The sequence below is a fragment of the Avibacterium sp. 21-595 genome, from assembly GCF_023611905.1.
GTDB lineage: Bacteria > Pseudomonadota > Gammaproteobacteria > Enterobacterales > Pasteurellaceae > Avibacterium.
On sequence record NZ_CP091455.1, the window covers coordinates 2046728 to 2061433 of the forward strand.

14 protein-coding genes are annotated in these 14706 nt (G+C 40.1%); 5 read left to right on the plus strand and 9 right to left on the minus strand.

Annotated features, from left to right (window positions below):
• Positions 1 to 237 precede the first annotated feature (237 nt).
• A complete protein-coding gene (locus L4F92_RS09480; protein WP_250349549.1) occupies positions 238 to 1518 on the minus strand; it encodes an HlyC/CorC family transporter in 1281 nt (426 codons plus the stop codon).
• Between the two features lie 42 nt (positions 1519 to 1560).
• On the minus strand, positions 1561 to 2370 hold the full coding sequence (locus L4F92_RS09485; protein WP_250363539.1) for a cytochrome C assembly family protein: 810 nt from the start codon (positions 2368 to 2370) through the stop codon (positions 1561 to 1563).
• 157 nt (positions 2371 to 2527) lie between these two features.
• Here L4F92_RS09485 and ffh point away from each other — a divergent pair, with 157 nt between their 5' ends.
• A complete protein-coding gene (gene ffh, locus L4F92_RS09490) occupies positions 2528 to 3913 on the plus strand; it encodes a signal recognition particle protein (RefSeq protein ID WP_250349547.1) in 1386 nt (461 codons plus the stop codon).
• A 61-nt stretch (positions 3914 to 3974) separates the two neighbouring features.
• On the opposite strand, the gene L4F92_RS09495 is transcribed toward ffh, so the two are convergent.
• The 4 genes from L4F92_RS09495 to infA all read right to left on the minus strand — a co-directional run bounded on the left by L4F92_RS09495 (position 3975) and on the right by infA (position 8250).
• Positions 3975 to 4376: an NUDIX hydrolase gene (locus tag L4F92_RS09495; RefSeq protein WP_250363540.1), complete on the minus strand. Its 402-nt coding sequence runs from the start codon at positions 4374 to 4376 to the stop codon at positions 3975 to 3977.
• Positions 4377 to 4502: 126 nt separating this feature from the next.
• Positions 4503 to 5966, minus strand: a complete 1464-nt coding sequence (locus L4F92_RS09500) for a sucrose-specific PTS transporter subunit IIBC (RefSeq protein WP_250363541.1) — start codon at positions 5964 to 5966, stop codon at positions 4503 to 4505.
• Between the two features lie 92 nt (positions 5967 to 6058).
• Positions 6059 to 7915 (minus strand): ATP-binding protein, encoded by a 1857-nt coding sequence (locus L4F92_RS09505; protein ID WP_250363542.1) that lies wholly within the window; start codon positions 7913 to 7915, stop codon positions 6059 to 6061.
• A gap of 116 nt (positions 7916 to 8031) precedes the next feature.
• The gene (infA, locus tag L4F92_RS09510; RefSeq protein WP_250363543.1) at positions 8032 to 8250 is read right to left on the minus strand and encodes a translation initiation factor IF-1; all 219 of its coding nucleotides are present in this window, start codon (positions 8248 to 8250) and stop codon (positions 8032 to 8034) included.
• Between the two features lie 178 nt (positions 8251 to 8428).
• Here infA and L4F92_RS09515 point away from each other — a divergent pair, with 178 nt between their 5' ends.
• From L4F92_RS09515 to ndk, 4 genes are all read left to right on the plus strand, one after another.
• A complete protein-coding gene (locus tag L4F92_RS09515) occupies positions 8429 to 8977 on the plus strand; it encodes a DUF924 family protein (protein ID WP_250349540.1) in 549 nt (182 codons plus the stop codon).
• Positions 8978 to 8990: 13 nt separating this feature from the next.
• On the plus strand, positions 8991 to 10199 hold the full coding sequence (locus L4F92_RS09520) for a low temperature requirement protein A (protein WP_250363544.1): 1209 nt from the start codon (positions 8991 to 8993) through the stop codon (positions 10197 to 10199).
• A 112-nt stretch (positions 10200 to 10311) separates the two neighbouring features.
• Positions 10312 to 11619 (plus strand): aminopeptidase PepB, encoded by a 1308-nt coding sequence (gene pepB, locus L4F92_RS09525; RefSeq protein WP_250363545.1) that lies wholly within the window; start codon positions 10312 to 10314, stop codon positions 11617 to 11619.
• Positions 11620 to 11627: 8 nt separating this feature from the next.
• Positions 11628 to 12053, plus strand: coding sequence for a nucleoside-diphosphate kinase (ndk, locus tag L4F92_RS09530; RefSeq protein ID WP_250349537.1), 426 nt, complete (start codon positions 11628 to 11630; stop codon positions 12051 to 12053).
• 69 nt (positions 12054 to 12122) lie between these two features.
• On the opposite strand, the gene pfkA is transcribed toward ndk, so the two are convergent.
• The 3 genes from pfkA to L4F92_RS09545 form a co-directional block, all read right to left on the minus strand.
• A complete protein-coding gene (gene pfkA / locus L4F92_RS09535; RefSeq protein WP_250349536.1) occupies positions 12123 to 13088 on the minus strand; it encodes a 6-phosphofructokinase in 966 nt (321 codons plus the stop codon).
• Between the two features lie 114 nt (positions 13089 to 13202).
• Complete coding sequence (locus L4F92_RS09540; protein ID WP_250349535.1) at positions 13203 to 14117, minus strand: cation diffusion facilitator family transporter; 915 nt, start codon at positions 14115 to 14117, stop codon at positions 13203 to 13205.
• Positions 14117 to 14668, minus strand: coding sequence for a hypothetical protein (locus L4F92_RS09545; protein WP_442778772.1), 552 nt, complete (start codon positions 14666 to 14668; stop codon positions 14117 to 14119). Before L4F92_RS09545 ends, L4F92_RS09540 begins: the two co-directional genes overlap by 1 nt.
• Positions 14669 to 14706: the final 38 nt, after the last annotated feature.

The following is a 14706-nucleotide window of genomic DNA, read 5'->3' on the forward strand; positions in this document are numbered from 1 at the left end:
AGAATTATTATCGTTTTTTTTTTGCATCTTTAGTCAATCGTCAGAAATGGGAAAAAGCAAATTTTTATCTACCAACAATAAAACCTTTAAAAATAAGAAAAAACTCATAAAAAAAACACCGCACTTTTATAAATAAATTAGATAACATTCAAAAACAAAAAGTAAATGCAAGGCAAAAGAAAAAGACGAAAGGCAATTCACCTTTCGTCTTTCTGCTTTTATGATAAGAAAACGCGTTTAGTTTGGCTGTGTTGCTGATGAAATCTTTTCTACTCTCGCTTGTTTCACCATATTATCTGCGACTTCTAAAATCGTGATTTTTAAGCCGTTAATTTCACATTCTGTTCCTTCATCAGGAATTTCTTCTAAATGCTCTAAAATAAGTCCATTGAAGGTTCGGGCTTCATCGGTATCCAAATGCCAGTCAAATAATTTATTTAAATCCCTGATATTTGCTGATCCTTCAATAATCATTGAGCCATCTGATTGCTGGGTAACTTCTTCATCAATGGAAGGGGCGGTAGAAGTGGTAAATTCACCCACAATTTCTTCCAAAATATCTTCCAATGTCACCAAGCCTTTGATGTCGCCATACTCATCAACCACTAAACCTATACGTTCTTTTTTATTACGGAAGTTGACTAATTGTGCATTTAATGGGGTGCCTTCAGGGATAAAATAGGCCTCATCAACTGCTCGAATTAATGTCTCTTTACTAAATTCATTTTTATCTAACATTAAACGATACGCTTCACGCACACGTAAAATACCTAGCACATTTTCGTCCATACTTTCTTTGTATAGCACGATTTTACTGTGTGCCGAGTGATTAAGCTGACGCATAATGGCTTTCCAATCATCGTCAATGTTGATCCCGCCAATATCGTTGCGTGGCACCATAATATCGTCCACCGTCACTTTTTCTAAATCCAAAATAGAAAGCAACATTTCTTGGTGAGCGGAAGGAATGAAATGCCCTGATTGATTCACAATAGCACGTAGCTCTTCCGTGCTTAATGAACTGACTTTTTGTTCATTTTTAACACGGAATAATTTCATCAAGCCACGAATAATCAGGTTCATTAAGAACACGATTGGGCTAAAAATTTTCAGCAATGGCGTAAGAATATGACTTGATAAAAATGCCACTTTTTCGGGGTAAAGTGCTGCAATGGTTTTGGGGAAAATTTCAGCGAAAATCAGCATTGCGAAAGTTAATGCCCCAGTGGCAATCGCCACCCCCATATCGCCATACAAACGCATTCCAATAATGGTTGCAATCGCGGAAGCGGAAATATTAACGAGGTTATTACAAATTAAAATAAGGCTAAGCAGAATATCGGTTTTCTTGAGTAATTTTTCTGCCTTTTTTGCACCTTTATGTCCCTTTTCAGCAAGGAACCGCATTCGATAACGATTGGCAGAAAGTAAGCCCGTTTCTGAGCTAGAAAAATAAGCGGATAAAATCAGTAAAATAATTAACGTGATAAATAATGTACTAAGGGGGATACTATCCAAAATCAAATCCTTTTATCAAACCATCGTTCTTGGGCGCTCAAATTAAAGCCCTAGCCCAAACGCAACACGACTGCCAAAATAAGCAATTGAGAGCAAAATCATACCCGAAATGCTATAAATAATCACCTTTTTTCCACGCCAGTGCCATTTCCAATGCCCAATTAAGGCAATGGCTAACACAACCCACGCTAAAAAAGAAAAAATCGCTTTTTGTACATTTTGCATACCAAAAAAGTCGGGTAAATACACTACGCCAGAGATTAACGTTAAAGTCAGTAAGAACTCACCACTTAACATCAAACGGAAAAAATGCCGTTCTACCGTCATTAATGGCGGAATAATAGGCGATAATGCTAACTTTTTACTTTTTAAGTTTCTATCAATCCACCACAATTGAACGGCATATAAGGTCGCAATAAAACATACCGCATAAGCCAATAAGGCTAAACCGATATGTAAAAATAAGCCCACATTATGGATTAAATGTTGCACAAGTGCGATAGGTAAAAATGTCTGTAAAATCAAATTAATTATCGCCAAACAATACACAATGGGTAATAAGAACCACAGGGTATTCACTCGAAAACCAAGCGCAAAGGTTGCCAAAGCAGCCACAATTACACTTAGCAGAGAACTAATATCCATCAGGGTAAATTGTTGGGCATTCGCTAAATGAGAAAACAGGGGGACAAGACTAATGCAATGTGCCACAACTGCCAAAAGTGCGGTGCAAAAAAACAATGTTTTATTCGGTTTTTTCGTTTGTTCTCCCGAGTGTGCTTTTAATAACATTGGGGTAATGAACAAAATACTGATTATGTATAAAAAAATCGAAAATATGGCAAACCACATTTTTACTCACCTTAAAGCCAAATCAAGAATTATTTTTATTCTAGCCTTGCCGCACTAAAATCGCTATAAATTTCTTGCAAATGATGAAAATCTGTGGGATTTCAGTATAATTGGCACAATTTATTTCATTTCATTCCACTCAAATTTAGGAAAAACGATGTTTGAAAACCTTTCTGATCGTCTCTCGAAAACCCTGCGTAACATTACGGGGAAAGGACGTTTAACCGAAGATAATATTAAAGATACCCTGCGTGAAGTGCGTATGGCATTGCTTGAAGCAGACGTTGCTTTACCCGTCGTGCGTGAATTTATTAATAAAGTCAAAGAACGTGCTATCGGTGAAGAAGTCAATCGTAGCTTAACGCCGGGACAAGAATTTCTCAAAATTGTGCAATCTGAGCTTGAAAAAGCAATGGGTGAAGCCAATGAGAGCCTCAACCTTGCGACTCAACCGCCTGCGGTGATTTTAATGGCAGGTTTGCAAGGGGCGGGGAAAACCACGAGCGTAGGTAAGCTCGCTAAATTCTTACGTGAACGTCAGAAGAAAAAAGTGATGGTGGTCTCGGCGGACGTCTATCGCCCAGCCGCGATCAAACAACTTGAAACCCTTGCGCAAGCCGTTGGGGTAGATTTCTTCCCGTCTAATAGCCAACAAAACCCCGTAGAAATTGTGCAAGCCGCCCTTGCTGATGCTAAACTCAAATTCTACGATGTGTTGATTGTGGATACCGCGGGTCGTTTGCACGTTGATAGTGAAATGATGGAAGAAATCCAAAAAATTCACACCGCACTTAACCCAGTGGAAACCCTTTTCACCGTCGACGCAATGACCGGACAAGATGCCGCGAATACTGCAAAAGCCTTTAATGAAGCGCTACCGCTTACAGGGGTTATTCTTACCAAAGTAGACGGCGATGCTCGTGGCGGTGCGGCCCTTTCTATTCGCCAAATCACTGGCAAACCAATTAAATTCTTAGGGGTTGGGGAAAAAACAGAAGCCCTCGAACCATTCCACCCTGATCGTGTTGCTTCACGCATTTTAGGAATGGGGGACGTACTTTCGCTAATTGAAGATCTACAACGCTCAGTGGATCAAGAAAAAGCGGAAAAAATGGCAAAAAAATTCCAAAAAGGCGATGATTTCACATTGGAAGATTTCCGTGATCAGCTTATTGAAATGAAAAAAATGGGCGGAATGATGACAATGCTGGAAAAATTACCGGGTGCGAAAAACCTGCCTGATCACATCAAAAATCAAGTTGATGACAAAATGTTTATTAAAATGGAAGCCATCATCAATTCAATGACCTTAAAAGAGCGCGCTAAACCTGAAATCATCAAAGGTTCACGCCGCCGCCGTATCGCCTTAGGCTCTGGCACACAAGTACAAGACGTGAATAAATTGCTGAAACAATTTGACGAAATGCAACGTATGATGAAAAAAATGCGTAAAGGTGGAATGGCAAAAATGATGCGTGGAATGAAAGGAATGATGGGCGGAATGGGCGGTTTAGGCGGCCTTGGCAATATGTTCAAACGCTAATTAATCGTAAAAAACGGAAGAAATAACCGCACTTTCAAAGTGCGGTTATTTTTTGGTGCGTTTATTCTAACGTACCTTGCTGTCTTAAATATTCCAATACTTTTTGTGTCGCTAAAGAGCATTTTTCTTTGCTTTGGTAATCCAGCCAAGCCAGTTCAGCAATTTCACTTTCAGGGCGATAATCGCCGATGAAATCGGCTTTATAGCAACGGAGTGTTACGATGCAATCACTGTTTTTGCCATCTGCTTGAGCTGAAAATTCACCAATTCTTTCAAGACTAGATTCAATTAAGGTAATACCCAACTCTTCTTTAATTTCCCGCAACAACGCTTGTTGATCCGTTTCACCTTGCTCTCTTTTCCCACCGGGTAGATAAAATTTTTCTTTTCCTTTGGAACGCGCCATTAATACTTGATTGTCTTTAATATATAACCAAGCTAATTTATCAATTTGCGTCTTCATTTTTTGCCTCATTGAAAATAAAAATCTGCACCTCAAACGCAGAATATTGTATTCCTGTTTAGGGTGCAGATCAAAGTGCGGTGCTTTTTTACGAAGTTTTATGCAATATTATCTTTTAGCTTGCGATTATCCTTTAGCTTGCGCACGTTTTACTAAAATCACAGAAAGCGTGAAAGCCACCGCGAAAGAAATAACCATTCCCACGCTATACATTGCAAGGCTGTCTGGTTTAATCGACGGAATACCTAAGAAGCCTGCCGCGCCCAGCGCTTGTGCTTTCACATTGAAGAACGCAATAAATGCACTTGATAATCCAGAACCAATCATTGCCGCTAAGAAGGCTTGACGATAGCGTAAGTTTACCCCAAACATTGCTGGCTCGGTGATGCCTAATAAGGCGGAAATCCCTGAAGGCACGGCTAAACCACGTACTTTTGGATCTTTCAATGCAAAGGCTACGCCTAAACAAGCCGCCCCTTGTGCGATATTTGACATTGCAGCAATTGGGAAAATGAAAGTACCACCTGATAATGACATATTAGAAAGGAGCTGAGTTTCTACTGCAATAAAGGTTTGATGCATACCTGTAATGACGATTGGTGCATAGAATGTCCCAAAAATACCGCCGCCGATAAAGCCAAGTTTGTCATATAACCAAGTTAAACCAATGGTGATTAAATCCCCCGCTTCACGTCCGATTGGGCCAATCACGGTAAAGGCTAATAACCCCGCGATAAATAACGAGAACATTGGCGTAATAAGATTATCTAGATAAGACGGCACAAATTTACGGAAAGTTTTCTCTAAGGTAGCAAGAACCCACGCCGAAATTAAGGTTGGAATTACCGTGCCTTGATAGCCGACTTTTTCAATTTCTAAACCAAATACATTCCAGTGCGTGATTTTGCCTTGCGCGGCGGTCAGAGCATAGTTCCAACCATCTGCCAGTGCTGGGTGAACCAATAACATCCCCAATGCAGCCCCTAAGAACGGGTTTCCACCAAATTTGCGAGTGGCCGAAAAGCCCAGCAACACGGGCAAGAAGACGAAAGGCGCATTGGCAATAGTATTAATAAAATCAACAAGATCGGAAAGATTACTAAAGTGATCGACAACGGAATACCCCGTGATAGGCTGCCCAGAATCGCGCAGGGCTTGTGGCACATCCCAGAAGAATCCTTGTGCAGTAAGCATACTGTGGATCCCCATTAATAAACCGCCCGCTACAATGGCAGGGATAATTGGCACAAAAATATCTGCTAAGCCTTTCACCAGACGCATAATTAGCCCTTGGTTATTGTCTGAAGCTTGTTTTGCAACCTCATTTTTCGTCATATCCCCGATGTTTAATAATGCTGCCATTTCATCGTGTACTTTATTTACGGTCCCCGAACCAAAAATAATCTGATATTGTCCTGAAACAGAAAATTGACCTTTTACGCCATCAATATTTTCGATCGCCTCTTTATCAATTTTGCCTTCATCTTTGACTACAATACGTAAGCGAGTTGCACAATGTGCAAGCGCACTGATATTTTCTTTACCGCCCAACTTCTCAATAACTTGTTTGGCAATATTTGGAAAATTCATCGGTTTCTTCCTCTTCGTTAGTATTAAATTTGAACGATATAGATTTTAGCTAAATCCTTTAAGCATTGCTAGATCGATAGCGCAAAACAAGGCTAATTATTGTAAGAATTTAACCAATCCATTAATTTATCAAGATCTTTTTGCCAATATTGTGAAAATGTCTCTAACCAATCCGCAATGTTATTTTCCCAATCAGCAAATTCATTATGTTGTGCTTGTTCCATAATATGTTGGATACGTTTTAACCCCACGGCGCCTGCTGCCCCCTTTATTTTATGGGCAATATTTGCCACTTCTTTTTGATATTCAGGTTGAAGTTTGTACATTTCATAAGCAGAGAACAACTCTTTCACATAATCAGGCATCATTTGTTGGAAAAGTGCGGTGTTATTTTTTACCGTTTTTACGCCTAATAAGACGACAAGTTCCTGTAATGTAGCCAGATCTAAGATCTCATCTTGCGCAATATCGTATTGTTTCGTGGTTGCTGGGATAGGCGAAATATCCTGATTAAAAAACTGATATAAACATTGCGTCAGTGCCTCTAAAGAAAGGGGCTTGCGTAAAATATCGTCCATTCCTTGTTGGAGATATTCTTGTTTATCGTGCATTACGTTGGCGGTAAGGGCGATCAGTGGCGGTAAATACTCATAATGATCATTTTCATATTGCTGACGTAAATACTGAGCGATTTCAAAACCCGACATATCAGGCAGTTGAATATCAATGAGCAACAAGTCATAGCTATTTTGTTCAAATTTTTCAATGGCTTGCTGCCCCCTCATCGCGACATCTACCTCATAGCCTAATTTTTCCAAAACAGATTTTGCGACAATTACATTGACCTCAATATCTTCAATGAGCAAAATACGCAGTTGGCTTGGCAAATATTGCTGATAGTCTAACGGTTTACTGACAGGTTTAGCTTGGATAGTTAAGGTAAAAATTGAGCCTTTTCCCACCGCACTTTGCACGCTGAGATCGCCCCCCATTAAATTGGCAATGGTTTTGGAAACGGCTAGACCAATGCCACTGCCCGCGTGCTGATATTGGTTGGATTGCACACGATAATACATTGCAAAAATATTGGCTAATTCGCTTTCTGCAATGCCAATACCTGTATCAGAAATCGCGAAAGCAAATTGTTGTTCAGCAATTCGTGTAACTTTGAGCTTGATCACGCCTTTTTGTGTAAACTTCACCGCATTATTAATTAAATTCCATAAAATTTGACTCAATCTTGCGTTATCTAACATCAGCCATTGCGGTAAATCAGATTCATAGTCTAATTCAAATTTTAGGTGATTTTGCTCCGCCATTAAGGTGGCGAAATTGGCAATATCATTAAGAAAGGCATAAAAATCCGTTTCTTTGCGGTTCAATTCTATTTTATGCGCATCAATTTTTTCCAGATCGATAATATCGCTAAAAATATGCCCTAAAGACACCGCACTCATATTGATTGTTTTGAGATAATTTTGCTGCTCGGCGGTTAAATTACCGTCTAATAAAATACGGCTCAACCCAATAATGCCATTTAGTGGGGTGCGTAATTCGTGGCTAATGGTTGTCATTAATGCGGTTTTATTTCGGCTATTTTGTTCAAGATCATTAAGCGCAATGGATAGTTTCTTTTCTGCTACCATTCTTTCCGAGACTTCACGGCGTAAATTTTCCACTAATTTGGCTAATTCAAGGCGAGATTTTTCTAGCTTTTCCACTAACAGCGTGAAAAAATAGATCACAAAAGGCGCAGAAATCAAGCCAAATACCACAGAACGCACGACATCTACCCAATAAACCGTTCCTACAACAAAAAGGCTTAATAGCATTTGTGTACAGAGTGCCAGTACAGCTAGCACCAGCACACCAAGCAGGGAAAACCGCACGCGCCCAAGACGGATCACCCAATCCACATAGCGTTGTGCGAAATGTTTGATATTTCTCATTTTTATGCTCTTTATCGGTAAATAGCGTGATAATTGCGATCACATTATAAAAAATAGATAAAAATTTGCCCTAAGCATCACTTAGGGCAAATCTCAATAAATAAGAAGAATAAAAATTAGCGACTACGGAAAATAATACGTCCTTTGCTTAAATCATACGGCGTCATTTCTACAGTAACTTTATCGCCTGTTAAAATACGAATATAATTTTTACGCATTTTTCCTGAAATATGTGCAGTAACTATGTGCCCATTTTCTAATTCCACACGGAACATTGTGTTTGGCAAGGTTTCTAAAATTGTGCCTTGCATTTCAATGCAATCTTCTTTAGCCATTAATTCCTCTAATATTAGTTAATAAATAAGTCAAAAAACGGGCAAATTATACTCCTATCAAGGGCATTCACCAAGTTTTTTCTAGAAATTTAGTCTAATGCACAAATTTTAATAAACTATGGTAAAATCTGCCGCCGTGAAATTCACTTCATTTTTTTATTTCAATTAAGGACATTTTATGAATATTGCGACACCACAAGCGGTGCTGGATTTTTGGTTCAGCGAGGAAAATCAACCTTTTTGGTTTGTAAAAAGTGAAGACTTTGATAATAAAATTCGTGAAAAATTTGACCGCACTTTAAAAGCCGCAGCACAAGGTGAATGCGCAAGCTGGCGCGAAAGCATTGAAGGACGCTTAGCAGAAATTATTGTATTAGATCAATTTTCTCGTAACCTATACCGCAATACCCCTGCGGCATTTGCACAAGATCCGATGGCATTAGCGTTAGCCCAAGAAGCGATTAAACAAGCTGATTTTACTCGCCTGCCAACAGTATGGCGTAAATTTATGATTATGCCCTATATGCATAGTGAATCAGCCTTTATTCACCAACAAGCAGTTGATTTATTTCGTTCGCTAAATGATGAATACACGCTGGATTTTGAGTTACGCCACAAAGCCATTATTGATAAATTTAATCGTTATCCACATCGTAATGAGATTTTAAATCGCCCATCGACAGCGGAAGAAATTGCGTTTTTAAATCAACCGAATTCCTCGTTTTAATCTGGAGTATTAAATGATTCATAAATTAATGAAAGCCCGCGATCACCACGAAGTCCATCGTGTCGCCACCACGCTTGAGCTTTATTTTGATTTAGTTTTCGTGATCGCCATTGCGGCTACCGCAAGTGGTTTACACCACGCCCTAGCTGCACATCATTTCAGTGAAGGCTTAATCCATTTTGCCACGTCGTTTTTCTGTGTGTGGTGGGCTTGGATGAACTTTACTTGGTTTGCCTCTGCTTATGACAATGATGATTTTAGTTATCGTATTGTTACAATGGTACAAATGTTCGGTGCAATTATTCTTGCCATTGGCATCAATAATGTCTTTGAACATAATGATTTTACGATGATCTTAATCGGCTATATTGTGATGCGGGTCGCGATGGCATATCAATGGTTTCGTGCAGCCAAAAGTGATCCTGAACGTCGGACAACCTGCTTGCGTTATGCCTTCGGGATTATTTTCACCCAAATTTGTTGGGCTATTGTTGTATTAAATGTCCCTCACTTATTTAATAGCCTCTTTCCATTCTTGGCATTATTAGAACTTTGCGTGCCAGCTTGGGCGGAAAGTGCGAATAAAACTGCTTGGCACCCACACCATATTGCTGAACGTTACGGATTATTGGTTATCATCGTGTTAGGTGAAGGTATTTTAGGCGCCACCAACGCCATTACGCCATTATTCCATAGCAATGAAGCAATGCTTACTGAAGCATTCCCGCTCGGTTTGGGTATCTCTGCCCTAATGTTTTCTTTATGGTGGCTTTATTTCAAAATGCCTTGGGGTGAATTTTTACATAATGAACGTACCTTAAATAATGCGTTAGTTTATGGCTATGGACATTTATTGATTTTTATCGCGCTCACTGCATTAGGCTCAGGTCTTGAACTGTTAGCCGACGCCGTAAAAGAATTTGGCACGATGGCAGAGGTTGTTGAACACGCAAGTAGCAATGCCCATTCTATTTCACCGCTATTTGCGATGATCGCCCTAAGCATTTGCACTGCGATTTATCTTATTGCGTTAGCCTTCTTACGCTGGTATCTAGATAAAGATACGAATTACAGCGTAATTGGTTTCGTACTTGCTATCGCAGCCACCTTCCTCGGCGTACTATGCGTGTATTTAGGTATGCCACTGCAATGGTCAATTTGGTTCACCGTAATAGCCCCAATCGCAATGATTTCTTTCTATAAAACAAAACCGATCGGTTAAGTTTTCGCTGCCCTCCCCTCGCTAAAAAGTGAGCGAGGGGAGATTTAACATTTTGATTTTTCTCACACTTGTATTAGGATAACTAAATCTAATTTGGATGAGGAAAATCATTATGTTAATTCACCTTTCAACACAACCTGCCAGCCCAGTCTGGGGCGAAAATGCGTTGCTGAGTTTTTCCAATGACGAAGGCACGGTTCATATCAAACAAAACTCCCCAAATTCTGACCGCACTTTAATTCAGAAAGCCGCGCGCAAATTACGTAATCAAGGTATTAAAGAGGTAGAATTAGTCGGTGAAGATTGGGATCTAGAAAACTGTTGGGCATTTTATCAAGGTTTTTATTCCGCAAAGCAAGATTACGCCATTGAATTTCCTCATTTAGATGACGAACCGCAAGCAGAACTATTTGCCCGTATTCAGTGCGGTGATTTTGTTAGAGAAATCATTAACTTACCCTCTGATGTGATCACCCCAAAAAAATTGGCTGAGCGATCTGCACAATTTATTGCCGAACTTGCTGCGGAATACGCCAGTGAAAGTGCGGTAAGTTTTGAGATTATTTCTGCGGAAGCCTTATTAGAGAAAAATTATCAAGGCATTTGGAATGTAGGCAAAGCGTCTAGCCATAAGCCTGCGATGCTACAACTGGATTTTAATCCAAGCCAAGATCCGAATGCCCCCGTTTTAGCCTGTTTAGTGGGGAAAGGCATCACATTTGACAGTGGCGGATATAGCTTAAAACCGAGTGATTCAATGTCCACAATGCGTACGGATATGGGCGGTGCAGCATTAGTGACGGGCGCATTAGGTATGGCGATTGCAGGAGGGTTAAACCAACGGGTGAAACTCTATCTCTGCTGTGCCGAAAATATGGTAAGTGCCGAAGCGATGAAATTAGGAGATATTATCACTTATCGTAATGGCATCACTGCCGAAGTGCTAAATACCGATGCCGAAGGGCGTTTAGTACTAGCCGATGGTTTAATCGATGCTGATAAACAAAATCCGCAATTTATTATTGATTGCGCCACCTTAACGGGAGCGGCAAAAATCGCCGTAGGAAATGATTACCACTCGGTGCTTTCAATGGATAACGAACTTGTTGCCGACCTCTTTAATGCGGCACAAATCAGCAATGAGCCATTCTGGCGTTTGCCTTTTGAAGAATTTCACCGTCATCAAATTTCATCATCATTTGCGCAAATTGCCAATATCGGTACCGTGCCAGTGGGCGCTGGTGCAAGCACGGCAACGGCGTTTTTATCCTATTTCGTGAAGAATTATCAACAACATTGGTTGCATATTGATTGCTCTGCCACTTATCGTAAATCAGCCAGTGATTTATGGGCTGCGGGGGCAACAGGCATTGGTGTGCAAACACTCGCTCATTTACTCTTAAACAAAGCAAATTCATAGGAGGAAAGATGGAACGGACATTATCTATCATTAAACCGGATGCGGTAGAACGTAACTTAATTGGTAAAATTCTTAACCGTTTAGAAAGTGAAGGTTTCCGCATCATTGCAATGAAAATGGTACATTTAACCCAAACACAAGCAGAAGGGTTTTACGCAGAACATCAAGGCAAACCTTTTTTTACTGATTTAGTCGATTATATGACTTCCGCCCCTGTGGTAGTTTCCGTACTAGAAAAAGAAAATGCGATTAAAAATTACCGCACTTTAATGGGGGCAACAGATCCAGAAAAAGCAGAAGAAGGGACAATACGTAAGCAATTTGCACTTAGCCAACGACAAAACTGCGTACACGGTTCTGATAGCCCTGAAAGCGCTGCCCGTGAAATTGCCTATTTCTTTGTCGAGGGGGAAATTTGCCCGAGAGCAGAATAATTTTGTTATTTCAAAACGCAAAAGAGCCAATAAAAATTGGCTCTTTTTATACGGATAAAATCGAGGAAATTAATCCAAACGTGCCGCCATTTTCAACCAGTCCGCTTTAAATTCACGGCGCATATTATTGATCGCATCAATAATATCGTGATGCACAAGCTGCTCATTTTGAATACCTACGCAGTAACCGCCTTTACCTTGTAATAACAGATCTACCGCATAAACACCCATACGAGAAGCTAAAATACGGTCAAACGCACAAGGTGTACCACCACGTTGAATATGACCTAATACTGTTGCACGCGTTTCGTGTTTAACGCGTGCTTCAATTTCTTTGGCAAGTTCATTCACATCACAGATTAATTCTGTAATCGCAATAATCGCGTGACGTTTTCCTTTGATGATACTGCGTTCAATTTGTTGAATAAGCTCTTCACGGTTAAATTCCACCTCAGAAGCCACAATATATTCACAACCACCAGCAATCCCCGCCGAAATAGTCAGATCACTACAATGTCTGCCCATAATTTCTACGATTGAAATACGTTGGTGAGAGCTTGAAGTATCACGCAAACGGTCAATTGCTGTTACCGCCGTTTCTAATGCGGTTTGATAACCAATGGTGTAGTCTGTTCCTGCCACATCATTATCAATCGTCCCCGGGATACCAACACAAGGGAAACCGTGTTCTTCGGTGAGTAATTTTGCTCCCATATAGGAACCATCTCCCCCAATCACGACTAAGGCATCAATACCGTGTGAGCGTAAAATTTCCGCACATTTTGCCCGCACTTCAGGTTTCTTAAATTCAGGGAAACGTGCTGATCCTAAGAAAGTTCCCCCGCGGTTAATCACATCGGATACGCTATAACGCGTTAATTGCTTAATTTTATTGTTATACAACCCGTGGTAACCATCATAGATACCATACACTTCTAAACCTTCTCCTAAGGCTGAACGAACGACGCCACGGATCGCAGCATTCATTCCCGGTGCATCACCACCACTGGTTAATACGGCAATTTTTTTAATCATAATAGTCAATACCTTTATTCAAAGTTAATAATATAAAAACTGTGCGTAGCTTACACTATTCACCAAATCCGCTCTAGAAAAATTTCGTGAATTCTATCACATTTTGATTTAGGTCTAATTATTTTGCTGTAAGCTATCAGCTTGCGCCTGTTCTATTTGTACCACACTGGTCGGTTCGTGATGAATCACAATATCCACCTGTGGAAAACATTGGCGTAAACGTTGTTCAAGATGATCGGTAATTTGATGCGCTTCCACAAAAGAAAGATGATCATCTAATTCTAAATGGAATTGAATAAAACGAATCGCCCCTGAGCGGCGAGTACGCAAATCGTGAAAGCCTAAAATATTCGGTTGTGATTGGATAACCTGTTCAATTTGCTCAATTTCTGCTGGGGGTAAAGCTTGATCGAGCAACAACTGAATGGCATTGTAAAACATTTTTGCTGCATTCAATAAAATATATAACGCAATAAAAATAGCAAACACTGCATCCGCCCACAGTACGCCCCATAAGCTCAAGCCTAAAGAACATAAAATCGCCATATTCATTAGTAAATCTGTTTGATAGTGCAAACGATCCGCCTTAATCGCAGGACTATCCGTTTGTTTTATAATATGGCTTTGATAAAGTACCAGTAACAATGTTGCCACAATGGAAAACAGCGTTACCATAATACCGAGAGCGGTTTGATTTAACGGCTGTGCTGAGGTTAAACGGTAAATACCTTGTAATAAAAGGAAAATCGCACTGCCTGAAATAAACGCACTTTGAATAAGTGAGGCGAGAGATTCTGCTTTGCCGTGTCCAAAAGAATGATTATGATCTGCTGGCATTAAAGCAAAACGCAAGATCAGCATATTCATAAAAGAGGCTAATAAATCTAGCGTAGAATCTGTAATAGAAGCCAGCATACTGACAGAATCCGTTTTCCACCACGCGAAGCCTTTCACTAAAATTAATAGCAACGCGGTGAAAATCGCACAGTTTGCTGCCCGCTTCACCTGTTTGGAATAGACTTCTTGCATTAACTATTGCAGCTCCAAGCGAAAGGGGTACGGTTTAATTTTTGCATTTCTTTATCAACAATATATTTTTTCAAATAACGAATTACTCTGCGATGCGCCATATTCATCAATTTGCGATCCTTGGCAATTTTTACAGAATATTGATATTGTACAAACCCACAAAATGGAATGTTTTTACCCCGCGCCACATTTACCTGCCAATCTGGATTTTGTGCGCTAGGATCATAAATCACAAAAGCAAAAAGTTCATTTTTTCTTGTGTAAATATCAAAATGTTGCACGCCAGTATTACGATAAACACGTTTACGCAAGGCAATGCGATCGGCTAAAGAAAGCTTATCCTTATTGCGGTCTTGCAACAGCTCAATGGCACTGTGCCATTGCTCGGCAGTTTCGTCTTTTGGGACGTAAACATAGCGCGCAATCGTACCGAGATCCTGCTGCGAAGCAAGATAATAAGTTTGCCCTCCGTGATTAATCGCTTCTGACACAGCAAGCTGCGGGGAAATGCTACACGCCGTGATACTCAGTGCAGTGAAAAAAATACCCATTTTTTTTACCGCACTTCTCTTTTCCTTAATCCATTGAA

Bases quoted from the DNA above. Each gene is read 5' to 3' on its own strand.
- L4F92_RS09485 (WP_250363539.1), bottom strand. From the start codon at position 2,370: ATGTGGTTTGCCATATTTTCGATTTTTTTATACATAATCAGTATTTTG.
- ffh (WP_250349547.1), top strand. From the start codon at position 2,528: ATGTTTGAAAACCTTTCTGATCGTCTCTCGAAAACCCTGCGTAACATT.
- L4F92_RS09495 (WP_250363540.1), bottom strand. From the start codon at position 4,376: ATGAAGACGCAAATTGATAAATTAGCTTGGTTATATATTAAAGACAAT.
- L4F92_RS09500 (WP_250363541.1), bottom strand. From the start codon at position 5,966: ATGAATTTTCCAAATATTGCCAAACAAGTTATTGAGAAGTTGGGCGGT.
- L4F92_RS09505 (WP_250363542.1), bottom strand. From the start codon at position 7,915: ATGAGAAATATCAAACATTTCGCACAACGCTATGTGGATTGGGTGATC.
- infA (WP_250363543.1), bottom strand. From the start codon at position 8,250: ATGGCTAAAGAAGATTGCATTGAAATGCAAGGCACAATTTTAGAAACC.
- L4F92_RS09515 (WP_250349540.1), top strand. From the start codon at position 8,429: ATGAATATTGCGACACCACAAGCGGTGCTGGATTTTTGGTTCAGCGAG.
- L4F92_RS09520 (WP_250363544.1), top strand. From the start codon at position 8,991: ATGATTCATAAATTAATGAAAGCCCGCGATCACCACGAAGTCCATCGT.
- pepB (WP_250363545.1), top strand. From the start codon at position 10,312: ATGTTAATTCACCTTTCAACACAACCTGCCAGCCCAGTCTGGGGCGAA.
- ndk (WP_250349537.1), top strand. From the start codon at position 11,628: ATGGAACGGACATTATCTATCATTAAACCGGATGCGGTAGAACGTAAC.
- pfkA (WP_250349536.1), bottom strand. From the start codon at position 13,088: ATGATTAAAAAAATTGCCGTATTAACCAGTGGTGGTGATGCACCGGGA.
- L4F92_RS09540 (WP_250349535.1), bottom strand. From the start codon at position 14,117: ATGCAAGAAGTCTATTCCAAACAGGTGAAGCGGGCAGCAAACTGTGCG.
- L4F92_RS09545 (WP_442778772.1), bottom strand. From the start codon at position 14,668: ATGGGTATTTTTTTCACTGCACTGAGTATCACGGCGTGTAGCATTTCC.